Origin of the sequence: Bacillus sp. 204(2023) (genome assembly GCF_037027505.1) — a bacterium.
GTDB lineage: Bacteria > Bacillota > Bacilli > Bacillales > Bacillaceae > Bacillus > Bacillus subtilis.
Genome location: NZ_JAXCHE010000001.1, coordinates 392,828 through 408,889 on the forward strand (window position 1 = coordinate 392,828; position 16,062 = coordinate 408,889).

The 16,062-nt window shown below is 44.0% G+C and carries 15 protein-coding genes; 13 read left to right on the plus strand and 2 right to left on the minus strand.

Annotated features, from left to right (window positions below; translation table 11 throughout):
* Positions 1-2 precede the first annotated feature (2 nt).
* Entirely contained in the window at positions 3-2,333 is a 2,331-nt protein-coding gene (locus WA279_RS02115; RefSeq protein WP_336154097.1) for a DNA internalization-related competence protein ComEC/Rec2, read from the plus strand.
* A 39-nt stretch (positions 2,334-2,372) separates the two neighbouring features.
* Here WA279_RS02115 and WA279_RS02120 read toward each other — a convergent pair whose 3' ends face one another.
* On the minus strand, positions 2,373-2,507 hold the full coding sequence (locus WA279_RS02120; RefSeq protein ID WP_003229983.1) for a YqzM family protein: 135 nt from the start codon (positions 2,505-2,507) through the stop codon (positions 2,373-2,375).
* Between the two features lie 40 nt (positions 2,508-2,547).
* On the opposite strand from WA279_RS02120, the gene WA279_RS02125 reads away from it, so the two are divergent.
* Together WA279_RS02125 and holA are read left to right on the plus strand one after the other, a co-directional pair.
* Positions 2,548-2,697 carry a hypothetical protein gene (locus WA279_RS02125; RefSeq protein ID WP_003229985.1) on the plus strand — a complete coding sequence of 50 codons (150 nt, stop codon included), beginning with the start codon at positions 2,548-2,550 and terminating at the stop codon, positions 2,695-2,697.
* Positions 2,698-2,736: 39 nt separating this feature from the next.
* Positions 2,737-3,780 carry a DNA polymerase III subunit delta gene (gene holA / locus WA279_RS02130; protein WP_029317888.1) on the plus strand — a complete coding sequence of 348 codons (1,044 nt, stop codon included), beginning with the start codon at positions 2,737-2,739 and terminating at the stop codon, positions 3,778-3,780.
* A 14-nt stretch (positions 3,781-3,794) separates the two neighbouring features.
* Here holA and rpsT read toward each other — a convergent pair whose 3' ends face one another.
* Positions 3,795-4,061, minus strand: a complete 267-nt coding sequence (rpsT, locus tag WA279_RS02135; protein ID WP_003229989.1) for a 30S ribosomal protein S20 — start codon at positions 4,059-4,061, stop codon at positions 3,795-3,797.
* A gap of 203 nt (positions 4,062-4,264) precedes the next feature.
* Here rpsT and gpr point away from each other — a divergent pair, with 203 nt between their 5' ends.
* The 10 genes from gpr (at position 4,265) to prmA (ending at position 16,052) form a co-directional block, all read left to right on the plus strand.
* Positions 4,265-5,371 (plus strand): GPR endopeptidase, encoded by a 1,107-nt coding sequence (gene gpr, locus WA279_RS02140; protein ID WP_014480309.1) that lies wholly within the window; start codon positions 4,265-4,267, stop codon positions 5,369-5,371.
* Positions 5,372-5,433: 62 nt separating this feature from the next.
* A complete protein-coding gene (spoIIP, locus tag WA279_RS02145) occupies positions 5,434-6,639 on the plus strand; it encodes a spore autolysin SpoIIP (protein WP_336154101.1) in 1,206 nt (401 codons plus the stop codon).
* A 16-nt stretch (positions 6,640-6,655) separates the two neighbouring features.
* Positions 6,656-6,994, plus strand: a complete 339-nt coding sequence (locus WA279_RS02150) for a YqxA family protein (protein ID WP_063335451.1) — start codon at positions 6,656-6,658, stop codon at positions 6,992-6,994.
* 133 nt (positions 6,995-7,127) lie between these two features.
* On the plus strand, positions 7,128-8,966 hold the full coding sequence (gene lepA / locus WA279_RS02155) for a translation elongation factor 4 (protein WP_003229999.1): 1,839 nt from the start codon (positions 7,128-7,130) through the stop codon (positions 8,964-8,966).
* Positions 8,967-9,018: 52 nt separating this feature from the next.
* The gene (gene hemW / locus WA279_RS02160; RefSeq protein WP_336154105.1) at positions 9,019-10,158 is read left to right on the plus strand and encodes a radical SAM family heme chaperone HemW; all 1,140 of its coding nucleotides are present in this window, start codon (positions 9,019-9,021) and stop codon (positions 10,156-10,158) included.
* An 80-nt stretch (positions 10,159-10,238) separates the two neighbouring features.
* Positions 10,239-11,270, plus strand: coding sequence for a heat-inducible transcriptional repressor HrcA (gene hrcA / locus WA279_RS02165; protein ID WP_003246126.1), 1,032 nt, complete (start codon positions 10,239-10,241; stop codon positions 11,268-11,270).
* 71 nt (positions 11,271-11,341) lie between these two features.
* Positions 11,342-11,905 (plus strand): nucleotide exchange factor GrpE, encoded by a 564-nt coding sequence (gene grpE, locus WA279_RS02170; protein ID WP_003230005.1) that lies wholly within the window; start codon positions 11,342-11,344, stop codon positions 11,903-11,905.
* 23 nt (positions 11,906-11,928) lie between these two features.
* Positions 11,929-13,764: a molecular chaperone DnaK gene (gene dnaK / locus WA279_RS02175; protein ID WP_014477380.1), complete on the plus strand. Its 1,836-nt coding sequence runs from the start codon at positions 11,929-11,931 to the stop codon at positions 13,762-13,764.
* Between the two features lie 200 nt (positions 13,765-13,964).
* Positions 13,965-15,092 carry a molecular chaperone DnaJ gene (gene dnaJ, locus WA279_RS02180; protein ID WP_003230010.1) on the plus strand — a complete coding sequence of 376 codons (1,128 nt, stop codon included), beginning with the start codon at positions 13,965-13,967 and terminating at the stop codon, positions 15,090-15,092.
* Between the two features lie 24 nt (positions 15,093-15,116).
* Positions 15,117-16,052, plus strand: a complete 936-nt coding sequence (prmA, locus tag WA279_RS02185; protein WP_004398884.1) for a 50S ribosomal protein L11 methyltransferase — start codon at positions 15,117-15,119, stop codon at positions 16,050-16,052.
* Positions 16,053-16,062 lie beyond the last annotated feature (10 nt).

Consider the following 16,062-nt stretch of genomic DNA (forward strand, 5'->3'; position numbering starts at 1 on the left):
GAATGCGTAATTCGCGTTTGTTATTGCCTATGGCGGCAGCTTCGGCAACGGCTGGAATTACTGCCGCCGCTTATTTCCCCGCTATTTTTCTTTTCATCCTCTTTCTCCTCATCATTTTAATCAAAACGAGGCACGCTTTTCTTATTATTGTTTGTTTCTTCTCTTTTATATTGTTTTTTGTACTGTATGCAGTCACAGATTCTCAGAATGTCTCTTCCTATCGGCAGGGAACCTATCAATTCAAGGCAGTGATTGACACTATTCCCAAAATTGACGGCGACCGTATGTCTATGATGGTTAAGACACCTGATAAGGAAAAATGGGCTGCTGCGTATCGCATTCAGTCTGCTGGTGAAAAAGAACAGCTGTTATACATAGAACCAGGAATGTCATGTGAGTTGACTGGTACATTGGAAGAACCGAATCACGCAACTGTGCCGGGTGCATTTGATTATAACGAGTATCTTTATCGGCAGCATATTCATTGGAACTACTCTGTCACGTCTATCCAAAACTGCAGCGAACCTGAAAATTTTAAGTACAAGGTGCTCAGCTTGAGAAAACATATCATATCATTCACAAACAGCCTTTTGCCTCCTGATTCGGCAGGGATTGTACAGGCACTTACAGTTGGTGACAGATTTTATGTGGAGGATGAAGTGCTTACCGCGTATCAAAATCTTGGTGTTGTCCATCTCTTGGCAATATCAGGACTCCACGTGGGGATTTTGACAGCAGGTTTGTTTTATATCATGATTCGCCTTGGTATAACTAGAGAAAAGGCGTCAATTCTGTTGCTGTTATTTCTGCCGCTCTATGTGATGTTGACCGGTGCTGCTCCTTCAGTGCTACGCGCCGCTCTCATGTCGGGTGTTTACTTAGCTGGAAGCCTTGTCAAATGGCGTGTCCACTCTGCAACTGCAATTTGTCTTTCATACATCGTCCTTCTGCTCTTCAATCCTTATCATCTCTTTGAAGCCGGTTTTCAGCTATCGTTCGCCGTCAGTTTTTCTTTAATTCTATCCTCTTCTATTTTTCAGCAGGTTAAAACCTCCTTGGGGCAGCTGACAATTGTATCACTCATCGCTCAGCTGGGCTCGCTTCCGATTCTCCTATATCATTTTCATCAGTTTTCTATCATCAGCGTACCGATGAATATGTTGATGGTACCATTTTATACCTTCTGTATTTTGCCGGGAGCTGTAGCAGGTGTTCTTCTATTAAGTCTTTCCGCTTCGTTTGGGAGATTGTTTTTCAGCTGGTTTGATTTATTGATAAGCTGGACCAATAGGCTAATCACAAACATTGCAGATGTTGAAGTGTTCACGATTATGATCGCACATCCTGCACCTGTTTTGCTTTTTTTATTCACGGTCACGATCATCCTATTGCTTATGGCGATTGAAAAACGCTCCTTGTCGCAGTTGATGGTAACCGGAGGCATTTGCTGCACGGTGCTGTTTCTGCTCTTTATATATCCGTGTCTTAGTTCCGAAGGAGAAGTGGATATGATAGATATTGGACAGGGTGACAGCATGTTTGTAGGTGCTCCGCATCAGCGGGGGCGTGTCTTAATTGATACCGGCGGCACTTTGTCTTACTCGTCAGAGCCTTGGCGCGAAAAACAGCATCCGTTTTCACTGGGGGAAAAGGTGCTGATTCCGTTTTTAACTGCTAAGGGAATCAAACAGCTTGACGCTTTAATTCTGACGCACGCTGACCAAGATCATATCGGAGAGGCGGAGACTCTGCTGAAGCATCATAAAATAAAGCGCCTCGTGATTCCGAAAGGGTTCGTTTCTGAACCTAAAGATGAGAAAGTGCTGCAGACAGCCAGAGAAGAGGGAGTGACAATTGAAGAGGTGAAGCGAGGCGATGTATTGCAAATAAAGGATTTGCAGTTCCATGTACTGTCACCTGGAGCACCTGATCCGGCAAGCAAAAATAATTCCTCTCTCGTTCTGTGGATGGAGACGGGCGGTATGAGCTGGATCTTGACGGGTGATCTGGAGAAAGAAGGGGAACAGGAGGTGATGAACGTGTTTCCAAATATGAAAGCAGATGTCTTAAAGGTGGGGCACCATGGGAGCAAAGGCTCTACCGGTGAAGAATTCATCCAACAGCTTCAGCCGGAAACGGCCATTATCTCAGCTGGGAAAAACAATCGGTACCATCATCCTCATCAAGAAGTTCTGCAACTATTACAGAGACATTCTATCCGCGTGCTGCGAACAGATCAAAACGGAACGATCCAATATAGATACAAAAACAGAGTTGGAACCTTTTCTGTCTATCCTCCATATGATACATCAGATATAACAGAGACGAACTAAAAAAGACTGCCGAGAAATCAGCAGCCCGGGCAGTCGCTGTTATGAACCAACTAGGTGAATAACCGTTGCCATGACAAACAAGAAGGCGAAAAATCCGAAGGACACAACAAAACCAACAGCTGAATCTACAGCATCATTTCGTTTGCTTTGAACGTTTTTTTCAAAATCATTCAACTTTATCCCTCCTGACTGACTTAAGTATAATGGAATTGTTTTGAAAAATCTAGAAGCTAAGGTAACGTTTTCTGTTCTGGTGATTATCGCCTTTTTACAAGCTGTCCCGGGGGCTTGCGAACAGGCGTTTAATATAAATGGGGAAGCAGCAGTCAGGCTTCCTCTTTACTATTTTGCAAACTCAATTTAGGATAGAAGGGGATGATGAAAGAGAGGAAGTCGTACAACAATGGTATTTGATGTGTGGAAAAGCCTGAAAAAAGGAGATGTCCATCCAGTTTATTGTTTATACGGAAAAGAGACATATCTGCTGCAAGAAACCGTCAGCAGGATCAGACAGACGGTCGTTGATCAGGAGACAAAGGATTTCAATCTGTCCGTTTTTGATCTGGAAGAGGACCCGCTGGATCAAGCAATTGCAGATGCTGAAACGTTTCCGTTTATGGGAGAGCGGCGTCTTGTCATTGTGAAAAATCCATATTTTTTAACAGGTGAAAAGAAAAAAGAAAAAATTGAGCACAACGTCAGTGCGCTTGAATCATATATACAATCACCTGCTCCTTACACAGTCTTTGTCCTGCTTGCTCCGTATGAAAAGCTTGATGAGCGGAAAAAGCTGACGAAAGCGTTAAAGAAGCACGCGTTTATGATGGAGGCGAAGGAATTAAACGCAAAGGAAACGACAGACTTTACTGTCAACCTTGCAAAAACAGAGCAGAAAACAATCGGCACGGAAGCGGCGGAGCATTTGGTTCTGCTTGTGAACGGGCATCTGTCATCGATTTTTCAGGAGATTCAAAAGCTCTGCACGTTTATTGGAGATCGTGAAGAAATTACGCTGGATGATGTGAAAATGCTTGTTGCTAGAAGCCTTGAACAAAATATTTTTGAGCTGATCAATAAAATCGTCAACAGAAAACGAACAGAGAGTCTGCAAATTTTTTATGATTTGCTAAAACAAAATGAAGAACCGATCAAAATTATGGCGCTTATTTCGAACCAGTTCCGGCTGATTCTGCAGACAAAGTACTTCGCGGAACAGGGATACGGACAAAAACAAATCGCTTCTAATCTAAAAGTTCACCCATTTCGGGTAAAGCTGGCGATGGATCAAGCAAGGCTTTTTTCAGAGGAGGAGCTCCGTTCAATTATTGAACAGCTTGCCGTCATGGACTATGAGATGAAAACCGGGAAAAAGGACAAGCAGCTCCTGCTCGAACTGTTCCTTTTACAGCTGTTAAAAAGAAATGAAAAAAACGATCCCCATTATTGAGGATCGTTTTTATATTATGCAGAAAGTCCGTTCACTTTTTTCGCTAGTCTTGATTTGTATCGAGCTGCGGTATTTTTGTGTACAAGACCTGTTTTCACTGCTTTATCAATACGTTTAGCTGCTTCAGTAAGAGCAGTTTTCGCTTTGTCAGCTTCGTTGTTGGCAACAGAAGCTTCAACTTGTTTGATTGCAGTACGCATAGCAGATTTGATTGTCGCGTTATGAACGCGGCGTTCGTTGTTTGTTTTTGTACGTTTAATCGCTGATTTAATGTTTGGCATGTGTTTCACCTCCTAAGATACAACCTGTAGCACAGTGTCTTAAGGTTAAATCTTCTTCACAATAGAACAAATTGTATTCTATCAAACACACCTTTAGATTGCAATATAAATGTAAAGTATTTTTCATTGAAGGTTCTCTTTTTAGCATGATTCATTCAGCAAATGGCAACAATATAGGTACTTAATGTGAAGGAGGCCCCTGTATGAAAAAGAGTGAGCTGGATGTGAATCAGTATTTGATACGGACCGATTTGGCAGTGGAAACGAAGGAAGCAATGGCCAATCAGCAGGCTGTGCCGACAAAAGAAATTAAAGGCTTTATTGAAAAAGAGCGTGATCACGGCGGCATTAAAATCCGCACAGTTGATGTTACAAAGGAAGGCGCAGAGCTTTCGGGAAAAAAAGAAGGGCGCTATTTAACGCTTGAAGCACAGGGAATCAGGGAGAATGATTCAGAAATGCAGGAGAAGGTCTCTGCTGTCTTTGCGGAGGAATTCTCAGCTTTTCTTGAAAACCTTAATATCTCAAAAGATGCGAGCTGTTTGATCGTTGGGCTCGGGAACTGGAACGTGACACCTGACGCGCTTGGACCGATGGCAGTAGAAAATCTGTTGGTAACAAGGCACTTGTTTAAGCTTCAGCCGGAAAACGTACAGGAGGGTTACAGGCCTGTCAGTGCATTTGCACCGGGTGTCATGGGGATAACAGGAATCGAAACAAGTGACATTATTAAAGGTGTGATTGAGCAATCGAAGCCTGATTTTGTCATCGCCATTGATGCGTTGGCGGCGCGGGCGGTGGAAAGGGTCAACACAACCATTCAAATATCGGATACAGGCATTCACCCGGGATCTGGAGTGGGGAATAAACGAAAAGATTTAAGCAAAGACACGCTTGGTGTTCCAGTGATTGCTATCGGTGTTCCGACAGTAGTTGATGCCGTGACAATTGCCAGCGACACGGTGGACTACATATTAAAACATTTTGGCAGAGAAATGAAGGATAACAGGCCATCAAGATCGCTTGTTCCGGCAGGCATGACGTTTGGGAAAAAGAAAGTGCTCACTGAAGAAGATCTTCCCGATCAAAAGCAGCGCCAATCGTTCCTAGGGATTGTCGGAACCCTTCAAGAAGATGAAAAACGGCAGCTCATTCACGAGGTGCTTTCGCCTTTAGGGCACAACTTAATGGTTACGCCGAAGGAAGTCGATTCATTTATCGACGATATGGCAAATGTTTTAGCGAACGGACTAAACACAGCGCTTCATGAAAAAGTGTCACAAGAAAACAAAGGCTCCTACAATCACTAAACAGTTCTACTTCCTCTAGCTTGTTCATAGAGTAATTACTAGACAAGCGCTGGAGGGATTCAATGAGAAATAAACGCAGAAACAGACAGATTGTTGTTGCGGTAAATGGAGGGAAAGCGGTAAAAGCCATTTTTCTATTTATCGTAAGCCTTATCGTGATTTTTGTTCTATCCGGTGTGCTGACGTCTCTCCGGCCGGAACTTAGGCCGTCGTCTGACTCTTTTTATGGGATTGCTGAAGAATTGCCGGGTGACGTATTTGCACATTTGCTGCGGATGGAAAACCATTATTTCGCTTCTGACCTCTCTCAAACAGACAGCTCATTTCATCTTTCTCGTCTTTCTTTAAAGCTGGCGACGAGCATTAACCTCGAAGATCCGCGGAGCTTTCTCGGTCGGGAGCTGCCAGGGTTTGCACAATTTGATACCGAGATTTTATTAGCTGGACAAGGGACGGATTATACGAATATGCCTGCGGAATCGCCGCCGCCGTCTAAGGTGATGGAGGAAGAAAGGGAAGCGAATTTGGCAGAGATTGAAAAACAGCAGTCGCAATCAGATAATGCGCAAAAAGATCCGCCCAAACAAACAACAGGTGATAAAAAGGTCGTGTTTATCTATCACACGCACAATACGGAATCGTATCTCCCTCTATTAAAAGGCGAGACCGATCCTGACATGGCGCGCCATTCTAAAGCCAACGTCACGCTTGTAGGAGATATGTTCGGACAAGCGCTTGAATCCCAGGGAATCGGAGCCACAGTGAATAAAACCGATATACAGTCAAAATTGAATAAAAAAGGCTTAAACTATGCCAGGTCCTATGATGAATCAAGGCCGGTCGTGAAAGACGCCCTCGCTTTAAACAAAAATCTGCAATATATCATTGACATCCACAGAGACTCTCGGCGCAAAAAAGACACAACTGCAACGATTAAAGGAAAAAGCTATGCCAGGGTAGCCTTTGTCGTCGGGAAAAAAAGCAAAAACTTCGAAGAAAACTATAAAATTGCAAGTGAGCTTCATAAACTGATGGAGAAAAAATACCCCGGACTTAGCACAGGTGTCTTTTCCAAAGGCTCGCCAGGCGATAATGGTGTTTACAATCAGGATTTAACCGATAGAGCGCTTTTGCTCGAGTTTGGCGGAGTAGATAATAATCTCGAAGAGCTGCAGCGTGCGGCTAACGCGGCCGCGGACGTATTCAGCGAAATGTACTGGGATGCTGAAAAGGTCAACGCAGCGAGCGGGGAGACGAAAAAACAATAAGAAATAGGTGGTTGATTTGATTGCATACTTTGGAAAATGCTTACTGCTTGTCACGATCATGTTTTTAGGCGTTCTGTTCGGCATGCAGCAGGCAAACAACGGGATGCTGAGTATGAAAGGCTATCATGACCCATCACTGAAGGGGGCGTTTACGCTCACCGACGGAGATGATAATGAAAAAGAAGCCTCTATCCTAGGAGAAACAGTCACGGCAAAAGATTTAGAAGAAAAACAAAAAGAGCTGGAAAAGGTGGAGACGTTCAATATGTTTTCAAAAGCCGGACAAGCGCTTTCGAACACCGTAACCAATACTGCCCAGTCAATGTATGAATGGATACGGGATATGAATCAATAAGTACGTGAAAGAGAAAAGCAGCCCAGATATGATAGGGAACTTTTCTCTTTCTTGTTTTACATTGAATCTTTACAATCCTATTGATATAATCTAAGCTAGTGTATTTTGCGTTTAATAGTAGGAGTGATAGATTGTGACAGATAAAGAAAAGCGTTTAGAGAGGCAATCGAGAATACGGAATTTCTCTATCATTGCCCATATTGACCACGGAAAATCGACCTTAGCGGATCGTATTTTAGAAAAAACGTCGGCAATCACTCAACGAGAAATGAAAGAACAATTGCTCGATTCTATGGATCTTGAACGTGAGCGGGGCATAACCATTAAATTAAACTCTGTTCAGCTTAAATATAAAGCAAAAGACGGAGAAGAATATATCTTTCATCTAATCGATACGCCGGGACACGTCGACTTCACGTATGAAGTATCCCGAAGCCTTGCTGCCTGCGAGGGAGCGATTCTTGTCGTGGATGCAGCCCAGGGGATTGAAGCGCAGACGCTCGCCAATGTCTACTTAGCGCTTGACAACGATCTTGAAATCCTTCCGGTCATCAATAAAATCGACCTTCCGAGCGCCGAGCCCGAACGTGTGCGCCAAGAGGTAGAAGACGTTATCGGCCTTGACGCATCAGAAGCCGTGCTTGCTTCAGCAAAAGCCGGTATCGGGATTGAGGAGATTTTAGAACAAATCGTAGAAAAGGTGCCAGCTCCGACCGGAGATCCGGAGGCGCCGCTCAAAGCGCTGATCTTCGACTCGCTTTATGACGCCTACCGCGGTGTCGTGGCTTATATCAGAGTCGTTGAAGGAACGGTAAAGCCGGGACAAAAAATCAAAATGATGGCAACCGGCAAAGAATTCGAAGTAACAGAGGTGGGCGTGTTCACGCCGAAAGCAACTCCGACAAATGAACTGACGGTCGGTGATGTAGGCTTCCTGACTGCCTCAATCAAAAATGTCGGTGACACACGTGTCGGTGATACAATAACGAGCGCTGCCAATCCTGCAGAAGAAGCGCTGCCGGGATACCGCAAGCTAAACCCGATGGTGTACTGTGGTTTGTATCCGATTGATACAGCGAAGTATAATGATTTAAGGGAAGCTCTTGAAAAGCTTGAGCTGAATGATTCCTCCCTTCAATATGAAGCGGAAACTTCGCAAGCGCTTGGATTCGGGTTCCGCTGCGGATTTTTAGGCATGCTTCACATGGAGATCATTCAGGAGCGAATTGAGCGTGAGTTCAACATCGACCTGATTACAACAGCGCCAAGCGTTATCTATGACGTGTATATGACAGACGGCGAAAAGGTCGTTGTCGACAACCCGTCCAACATGCCGGATCCTCAAAAGATCGAAAGGGTTGAGGAGCCATACGTAAAAGCGACGATGATGGTGCCGAATGACTATGTCGGCGCTGTAATGGAGCTTTGCCAAGGAAAACGCGGCAATTTTATTGATATGCAGTATTTAGACGCAAACCGTGTCAGCATCATTTATGATATGCCATTAGCCGAAATCGTATATGAGTTTTTTGATCAGCTGAAATCAAGCACTAAAGGCTATGCGTCCTTTGATTATGAACTGATCGGCTACAAACCGTCGAAGCTTGTGAAAATGGACATTATGCTGAATGGTGAAAAAATCGATGCCCTTTCCTTTATCGTGCATCGTGATTACGCATATGAACGCGGAAAAGTGATCGTTGAAAAACTGAAAGAACTCATTCCGCGCCAGCAGTTTGAAGTTCCGGTACAAGCCGCAATCGGCCAGAAAATCGTGGCCCGCTCTACCATAAAAGCAATGCGTAAAAACGTATTGGCTAAATGTTACGGAGGGGACATCTCGCGTAAACGGAAACTTCTTGAAAAACAAAAAGAAGGAAAACGCCGGATGAAGCAGGTCGGCTCAGTTGAAGTGCCGCAAGAAGCATTTATGGCAGTTCTGAAAATGGACGACAGTCCGAAAAAACAATAGAAGCCGCCGCAGTCTTGTACTGCGGCTTCTTTCTGTAAAGAAGGTGAATCCGTTGAAATCAGCTTATATCCATATTCCATTTTGTGAGCATATTTGCCACTACTGCGATTTCAATAAATATTTTATTCAAAGTCAGCCAGTCGACGAGTATTTAAACGCACTCGAACAGGAAATGATAAATACAATAGCAAAAACTGGGCAACCTGATCTTAAAACAATCTTTGTCGGAGGAGGCACGCCAACCTCCCTGTCTGAGGAACAGCTCAAAAAGCTGATGGATATGATCAACCGCGTGCTGAAGCCCTCAAGCGACTTATCGGAATTTGCGGTTGAAGCGAATCCGGACGACTTGTCCGCAGAGAAATTAAAAATATTAAAAGAAGCAGGCGTAAATCGCCTCAGCTTTGGTGTGCAAACGTTCGAAGACGATCTGTTAGAAAAAATCGGCCGAGTGCACAAGCAAAAAGATGTATTCACCTCTTTTGAAAGAGCGCGGGAAATCGGTTTTGAGAATATCAGTCTTGATCTCATGTTCGGGCTTCCGGGGCAAACCCTCAAGCATCTGGAACATTCCATAAACACTGCTTTATCATTGGACGCCGAGCATTATTCCGTTTACTCCCTTATTGTAGAACCGAAAACGGTATTTTATAATTTGATGCAAAAAGGGCGGCTTCATCTTCCGCCGCAGGAGCAGGAAGCTGAAATGTATGAAATGGTGATGAGCCAGATGGAAGCTCACGGCATTCATCAATATGAAATCAGCAACTTTGCTAAGGCAGGCATGGAATCTAAGCACAATCTAACGTATTGGAGCAACGAACAATATTTCGGTTTCGGAGCCGGCGCTCACGGATATATTGGCGGCACACGAACAGTGAACGTCGGACCTGTTAAGCATTACATTGACCTGATAGCTGAAAAGGGTTTTCCGTACAGAGATACACATGAAGTGACAACAGAAGAACAGATTGAGGAAGAAATGTTTTTAGGTTTGAGAAAAACAGCCGGTGTCAGCAAAAAACGATTCGCAGAAAAATACGGCCGCTCCCTGGATGGACTTTTCCCAAGCGTATTAAAAGACCTCGCTGAAAAAGGGCTGATTCACAATTCGGAGTCTGCCGTTTATTTGACTCATCAAGGGAAATTATTAGGCAATGAAGTTTTTGGCGCTTTTTTGGGTGAGTTATAATTGACATTTTTCTTGTGGTTTGATACTTTTGTTATAGAATTAGCACTCGCTTATTGAGAGTGCTAACAGAGGTGATGATGATGTTAACAAATCGTCAGCTGCTGATCCTTCAGGTTATAATCAACGATTTTATTAAATCGGCACAGCCGGTGGGATCAAGAACTCTTTCGAAAAAAGATGAAATCACATTTAGCTCTGCAACAATAAGAAACGAGATGGCTGACTTGGAGGAATTGGGCTTTATTGAAAAAACCCATTCATCCTCAGGACGTGTTCCGTCAGAAAAAGGGTATCGGTACTATGTTGACCATTTGCTGTCACCCGTCAAACTGACGAAAAGCGACCTGGACCAAATCCACTCGATCTTCAAAGAGAAAATTTTCGAGCTGGAGAAGACAGTTCAAAAATCAGCGCAAATTTTGTCCGATCTGACGAATTACACATCCATCGTACTCGGGCCGAAGCTGAGTGAGAATTACCTTAAACAGATTCAAATCATTCCGATTCAGCCTGATATGGCGGTAGCGATTCTCGTTACCAATACGGGGCATGTGGAAAACAAAACGATTAACTTTCCGACCAAAATGGATCTGTCTGATATTGAAAAACTGGTCAATATACTGAACGACCGTTTAAGCGGCGTTCCAATGGATGAACTGAATGAGCGCATATTTAAGGAAGTTGTCATGTACCTAAGACAGCACATTAAGAACTATGACAATATACTCGACGCGCTTCGTTCAACCTTTCATTCCACAAATCACGTTGAAAAGTTGTTTTTTGGCGGGAAAATCAATATGCTGAACCAGCCGGAGTTCCATGATATCACCCGAGTTCGGTCGCTCCTTTCATTAATTGAGAAAGAACAGGATGTTTTAAAGCTGGTTCAATCCCCGCACACGGGAATTTCGATTAAAATCGGAAAAGAAAACGACTATGAAGAGATGGAAAATTGCAGTCTGATTACGGCTTCTTATTCCGTAGACCAGAAGCAGATCGGCTCAATTGCGATTATCGGCCCGACCCGCATGAATTATTCCAGGGTTGTCAGCCTGCTTCAGCATGTGACTTCGGACTTGTCAAAAGCATTAACAAGTCTGTATGATGAATAAGGGAATTTTGGCAAATTTTATCGAAGGGCAGCACCTGTCCTTCTCCTTACACTTTGAGGGAGGTGAACACAATGTCAGAAGAAAAACAAACCGTTGAACAAAACGAAACAGAAGAGCAAGAAATCATTGAAGAACAAGCTGCCGCTGATGAACAGCAGGAAGAAACAAATGAAAGCGAACTTCTTCAAAACCAAATTAACGAATTGCAAGGTTTGCTTGAGGAAAAAGAAAACAAACTTTTGCGTGTTCAAGCAGACTTTGAAAACTATAAACGACGCAGCCGTTTAGAGATGGAAGCGTCCCAAAAATACCGTTCTCAAAATATCGTGACTGATTTGCTGCCGGCTCTTGACAGCTTTGAACGAGCGCTTCAGGTTGAAGCCGACAATGAACAGACGAAAAGTTTGCTCCAGGGAATGGAAATGGTCCACCGTCAGCTCGTAGAAGCCTTGAAAAAAGAAGGCGTCGAAGCCATCGAAGCTGTAGGGCAGGAATTTGATCCTAATCTGCACCAAGCCGTTATGCAGGCTGAAGACGAAAATTACGGCTCCAACATTGTTGTTGAGGAAATGCAAAAAGGCTATAAGCTGAAGGATCGCGTCATTCGCCCTTCCATGGTCAAAGTGAATCAATAATTACATAGCAGGAGGTTATTCAAGTGAGTAAAGTTATCGGAATCGACTTAGGAACAACAAACTCATGTGTGGCAGTGCTTGAAGGCGGCGAGCCTAAAGTGATTGCTAACGCTGAAGGAAACCGCACAACGCCATCAGTTGTTGCATTCAAAAACGGCGAACGCCAAGTAGGGGAAGTGGCTAAACGCCAATCTATTACAAACCCTAACACAATTATGTCAGTCAAACGTCATATGGGTACTGATTATAAAGTTGAAATTGAAGGAAAGGATTACACTCCACAAGAAGTGTCTGCTATCATCCTTCAACACCTCAAATCATACGCTGAAAGCTATCTTGGCGAAACAGTATCAAAAGCAGTTATCACAGTTCCTGCATACTTTAACGATGCTGAGCGCCAAGCAACAAAAGACGCTGGTAAAATTGCAGGTCTTGAAGTAGAACGTATCATCAACGAGCCAACTGCAGCAGCGCTTGCATATGGACTTGATAAAACAGATGAAGATCAAACGATCCTAGTATACGACCTTGGCGGCGGTACATTCGACGTTTCCATCCTTGAGCTTGGCGACGGTGTATTCGAAGTTCGTTCAACTGCCGGCGACAACCGTCTGGGCGGGGACGATTTTGACCAAGTTATCATCGATCATCTTGTGTCTGAATTCAAAAAAGAAAACGGCATTGATTTGTCAAAAGACAAAATGGCGCTTCAGCGTTTGAAAGACGCAGCTGAAAAAGCGAAAAAAGATCTTTCCGGCGTATCTTCTACGCAAATTTCTTTACCGTTTATCACAGCTGGAGAAGCAGGACCGCTTCACCTTGAACTTACATTAACTCGCGCTAAATTCGAAGAGCTTTCTTCTCATTTAGTAGAGCGCACAATGGGTCCTGTCCGTCAAGCGCTTCAAGATGCAGGACTTTCTGCAAGCGAAATCGACAAAGTCATCCTTGTCGGCGGATCAACTCGTATCCCTGCCGTACAAGAAGCAATCAAAAAAGAAACTGGAAAAGAAGCGCATAAAGGCGTAAACCCGGATGAAGTTGTAGCGCTTGGTGCTGCGATTCAGGGCGGCGTTATCACAGGTGACGTAAAAGACGTTGTTCTTCTTGACGTTACACCGCTTTCTCTCGGTATCGAAACGATGGGCGGCGTGTTTACAAAACTGATCGACCGCAACACGACGATCCCGACAAGCAAATCTCAAGTGTTCTCAACTGCTGCTGATAACCAAACAGCTGTTGATATCCACGTTCTTCAAGGTGAGCGCCCAATGTCTGCCGACAACAAAACACTCGGCCGCTTCCAGCTTACTGATATCCCGCCAGCACCTCGCGGCGTGCCTCAAATCGAAGTTTCTTTCGATATTGACAAAAACGGTATCGTAAACGTAAGAGCAAAAGACTTAGGCACAGGAAAAGAACAAAACATTACAATCAAATCTTCTTCAGGTCTTTCAGATGAAGAGATCGAACGCATGGTAAAAGAAGCGGAAGAAAATGCTGACGCAGATGCGAAGAAAAAAGAAGAAATCGAAGTCCGCAACGAAGCAGATCAGCTTGTTTTCCAAACTGAGAAAACATTAAAAGATCTTGAAGGCAAAGTGGACGAAGAACAAGTGAAAAAAGCCAACGATGCCAAAGACGCTTTAAAAGCAGCGATTGAGAAAAACGAATTTGAAGAGATCAAAGCGAAAAAAGATGAGCTTCAAACAATCGTTCAAGAGCTTTCTATGAAGCTTTATGAAGAAGCTGCTAAAGCACAGCAAGCTCAAGGCGGAGCAAACGCTGAAGGCAAAGCAGATGACAACGTTGTCGACGCTGAATACGAAGAAGTAAACGACGACCAAAACAAAAAATAAGTTCTTTTTAGTGTCAGCCCCGCTTCCGGAGCTGACCGAAAAGAACACATTTCATAATCTGATTCAATGATTAGAAAGTCAAAGTCAGGCATCTCTTGGCTTTGACTTTTTTTTCTTGCCCGGGATAAAAGGAATTGAAAAATCATAATTCAAAATGATACAATCTAATTTATGTGAGAAATTCGGGAGAGTGAAGCGAGATGAGTAAGCGTGATTACTATGAAGTGCTGGGAGTAAGTAAGAGCGCTTCAAAGGATGAAATTAAAAAAGCTTATCGGAAGCTGTCAAAAAAATATCATCCTGATATTAACAAAGAAGCCGGATCAGATGAAAAATTTAAAGAGGTAAAAGAAGCGTACGAAACGCTGTCAGATGACCAAAAACGAGCGCATTACGATCAATTTGGTCACACTGATCCTAACCAAGGCTTCGGCGGCGGAGGTTTTGGCGGCGGCGATTTCGGCGGTTTTGGTTTCGATGATATTTTCTCAAGTATTTTCGGCGGAGGCACAAGACGGAGAGATCCAAATGCTCCGCGCCAGGGTGCTGATTTACAGTATACGATGACCCTGTCGTTTGAGGATGCGGCTTTCGGTAAAGAAACAACCATCGAAATTCCCCGCGAGGAAACGTGCGAGACATGTAAAGGCTCAGGTGCGAAACCTGGAACAAATCCAGAAACATGCTCCCACTGCGGAGGCTCCGGCCAGTTAAACGTGGAGCAAAATACACCGTTTGGAAAAGTCGTTAACAGACGGGTCTGCCACCACTGTGAAGGTACAGGCAAAATCATTAAAAACAAATGTGCGGACTGCGGCGGCAAAGGAAAAATCAAAAAACGCAAGAAAATCAATGTGACAATTCCAGCCGGTGTAGATGACGGGCAGCAGCTTCGTCTCTCGGGACAGGGTGAACCAGGAATAAACGGCGGCCCTGCCGGGGATTTATTTGTCGTGTTCCATGTACGCGCACACGAGTTCTTCGAGCGTGACGGCGATGATATTTACTGTGAAATGCCGTTAACGTTTGCTCAGGCTGCTCTTGGAGATGAGGTGGAAGTGCCGACGCTGCATGGAAAAGTGAAATTGAAAATTCCGGCCGGTACACAAACAGGAACGAAATTTAGATTAAGAGGCAAAGGCGTTCAAAATGTCAGAGGCTATGGACAGGGTGACCAGCATATCGTCGTCCGCGTCGTTACGCCGACAAATCTGACAGATAAACAAAAAGACATTATCCGCGAATTTGCCGAAGTCAGCGGAAACCTGCCTGACGAACAGGAAATGAGTTTCTTTGACAAGGTAAAACGCGCGTTTAAAGGCGATTAATTATTGGATGAGGAGTTGGTAGTTTTGAAATGGTCCGAATTAAGCATTCACACAACACATGAAGCGGTCGAACCTATCTCAAATATATTGCATGAAGCTGGTGCAAGTGGGGTTGTGATAGAGGACCCGCTTGATTTAATTAAAGAACGTGAGAATGTGTACGGGGAAATCTACCAGCTCGACCCCAATGATTACCCAGATGAGGGTGTCATTGTCAAAGCATATCTGCCGGTTAACAGTTTTCTGGGCGAAACTGTAGACGGCATCAAAGAAACGATTAATAATCTCCTTCTTTACAATATTGATTTGGGCAGAAACCACATCACTATTTCTGAAGTAAATGAAGAAGAGTGGGCGACTGCCTGGAAAAAGTATTATCATCCTGTGAAAATTTCTGAAAAGTTTACAATTGTGCCGACGTGGGAGGAATATACGCCGGTCCATACTGATGAACTGATTATTGAAATGGACCCGGGAATGGCTTTCGGCACAGGGACACATCCGACAACCGTACTCTGCATTCAGGCGCTTGAACGCTTTGTGCAAAAGGGTGATAAGGTGATTGATGTCGGCACTGGTTCGGGAATTTTAAGTATTGCGGCTGCAATGCTTGAGGCTGAATCGGTTCATGCCTACGATCTTGATCCCGTGGCTGTAGAAAGTGCACGCCTCAATCTCAAGCTGAACAAAGTCAGTGATATTGCTCAAGTGAAGCAAAACAATTTGTTAGACGGGATTGAAGGGGAACATGATGTGATTGTGGCCAACATTTTGGCTGAAGTCATTCTTCGCTTTACTTCACAAGCGTACAGCCTGTTAAAAGAAGGCGGCCACTTTATTACGTCAGGAATCATCGGTCATAAAAAACAAGAAGTAAAAGAAGCACTGGAACAAGCTGGCTTTACCATTGTAGAAATCCTTTCAATGGAAGATTGGGTCAGCATTATTGCGAAAAAATAACAGTTAGTAG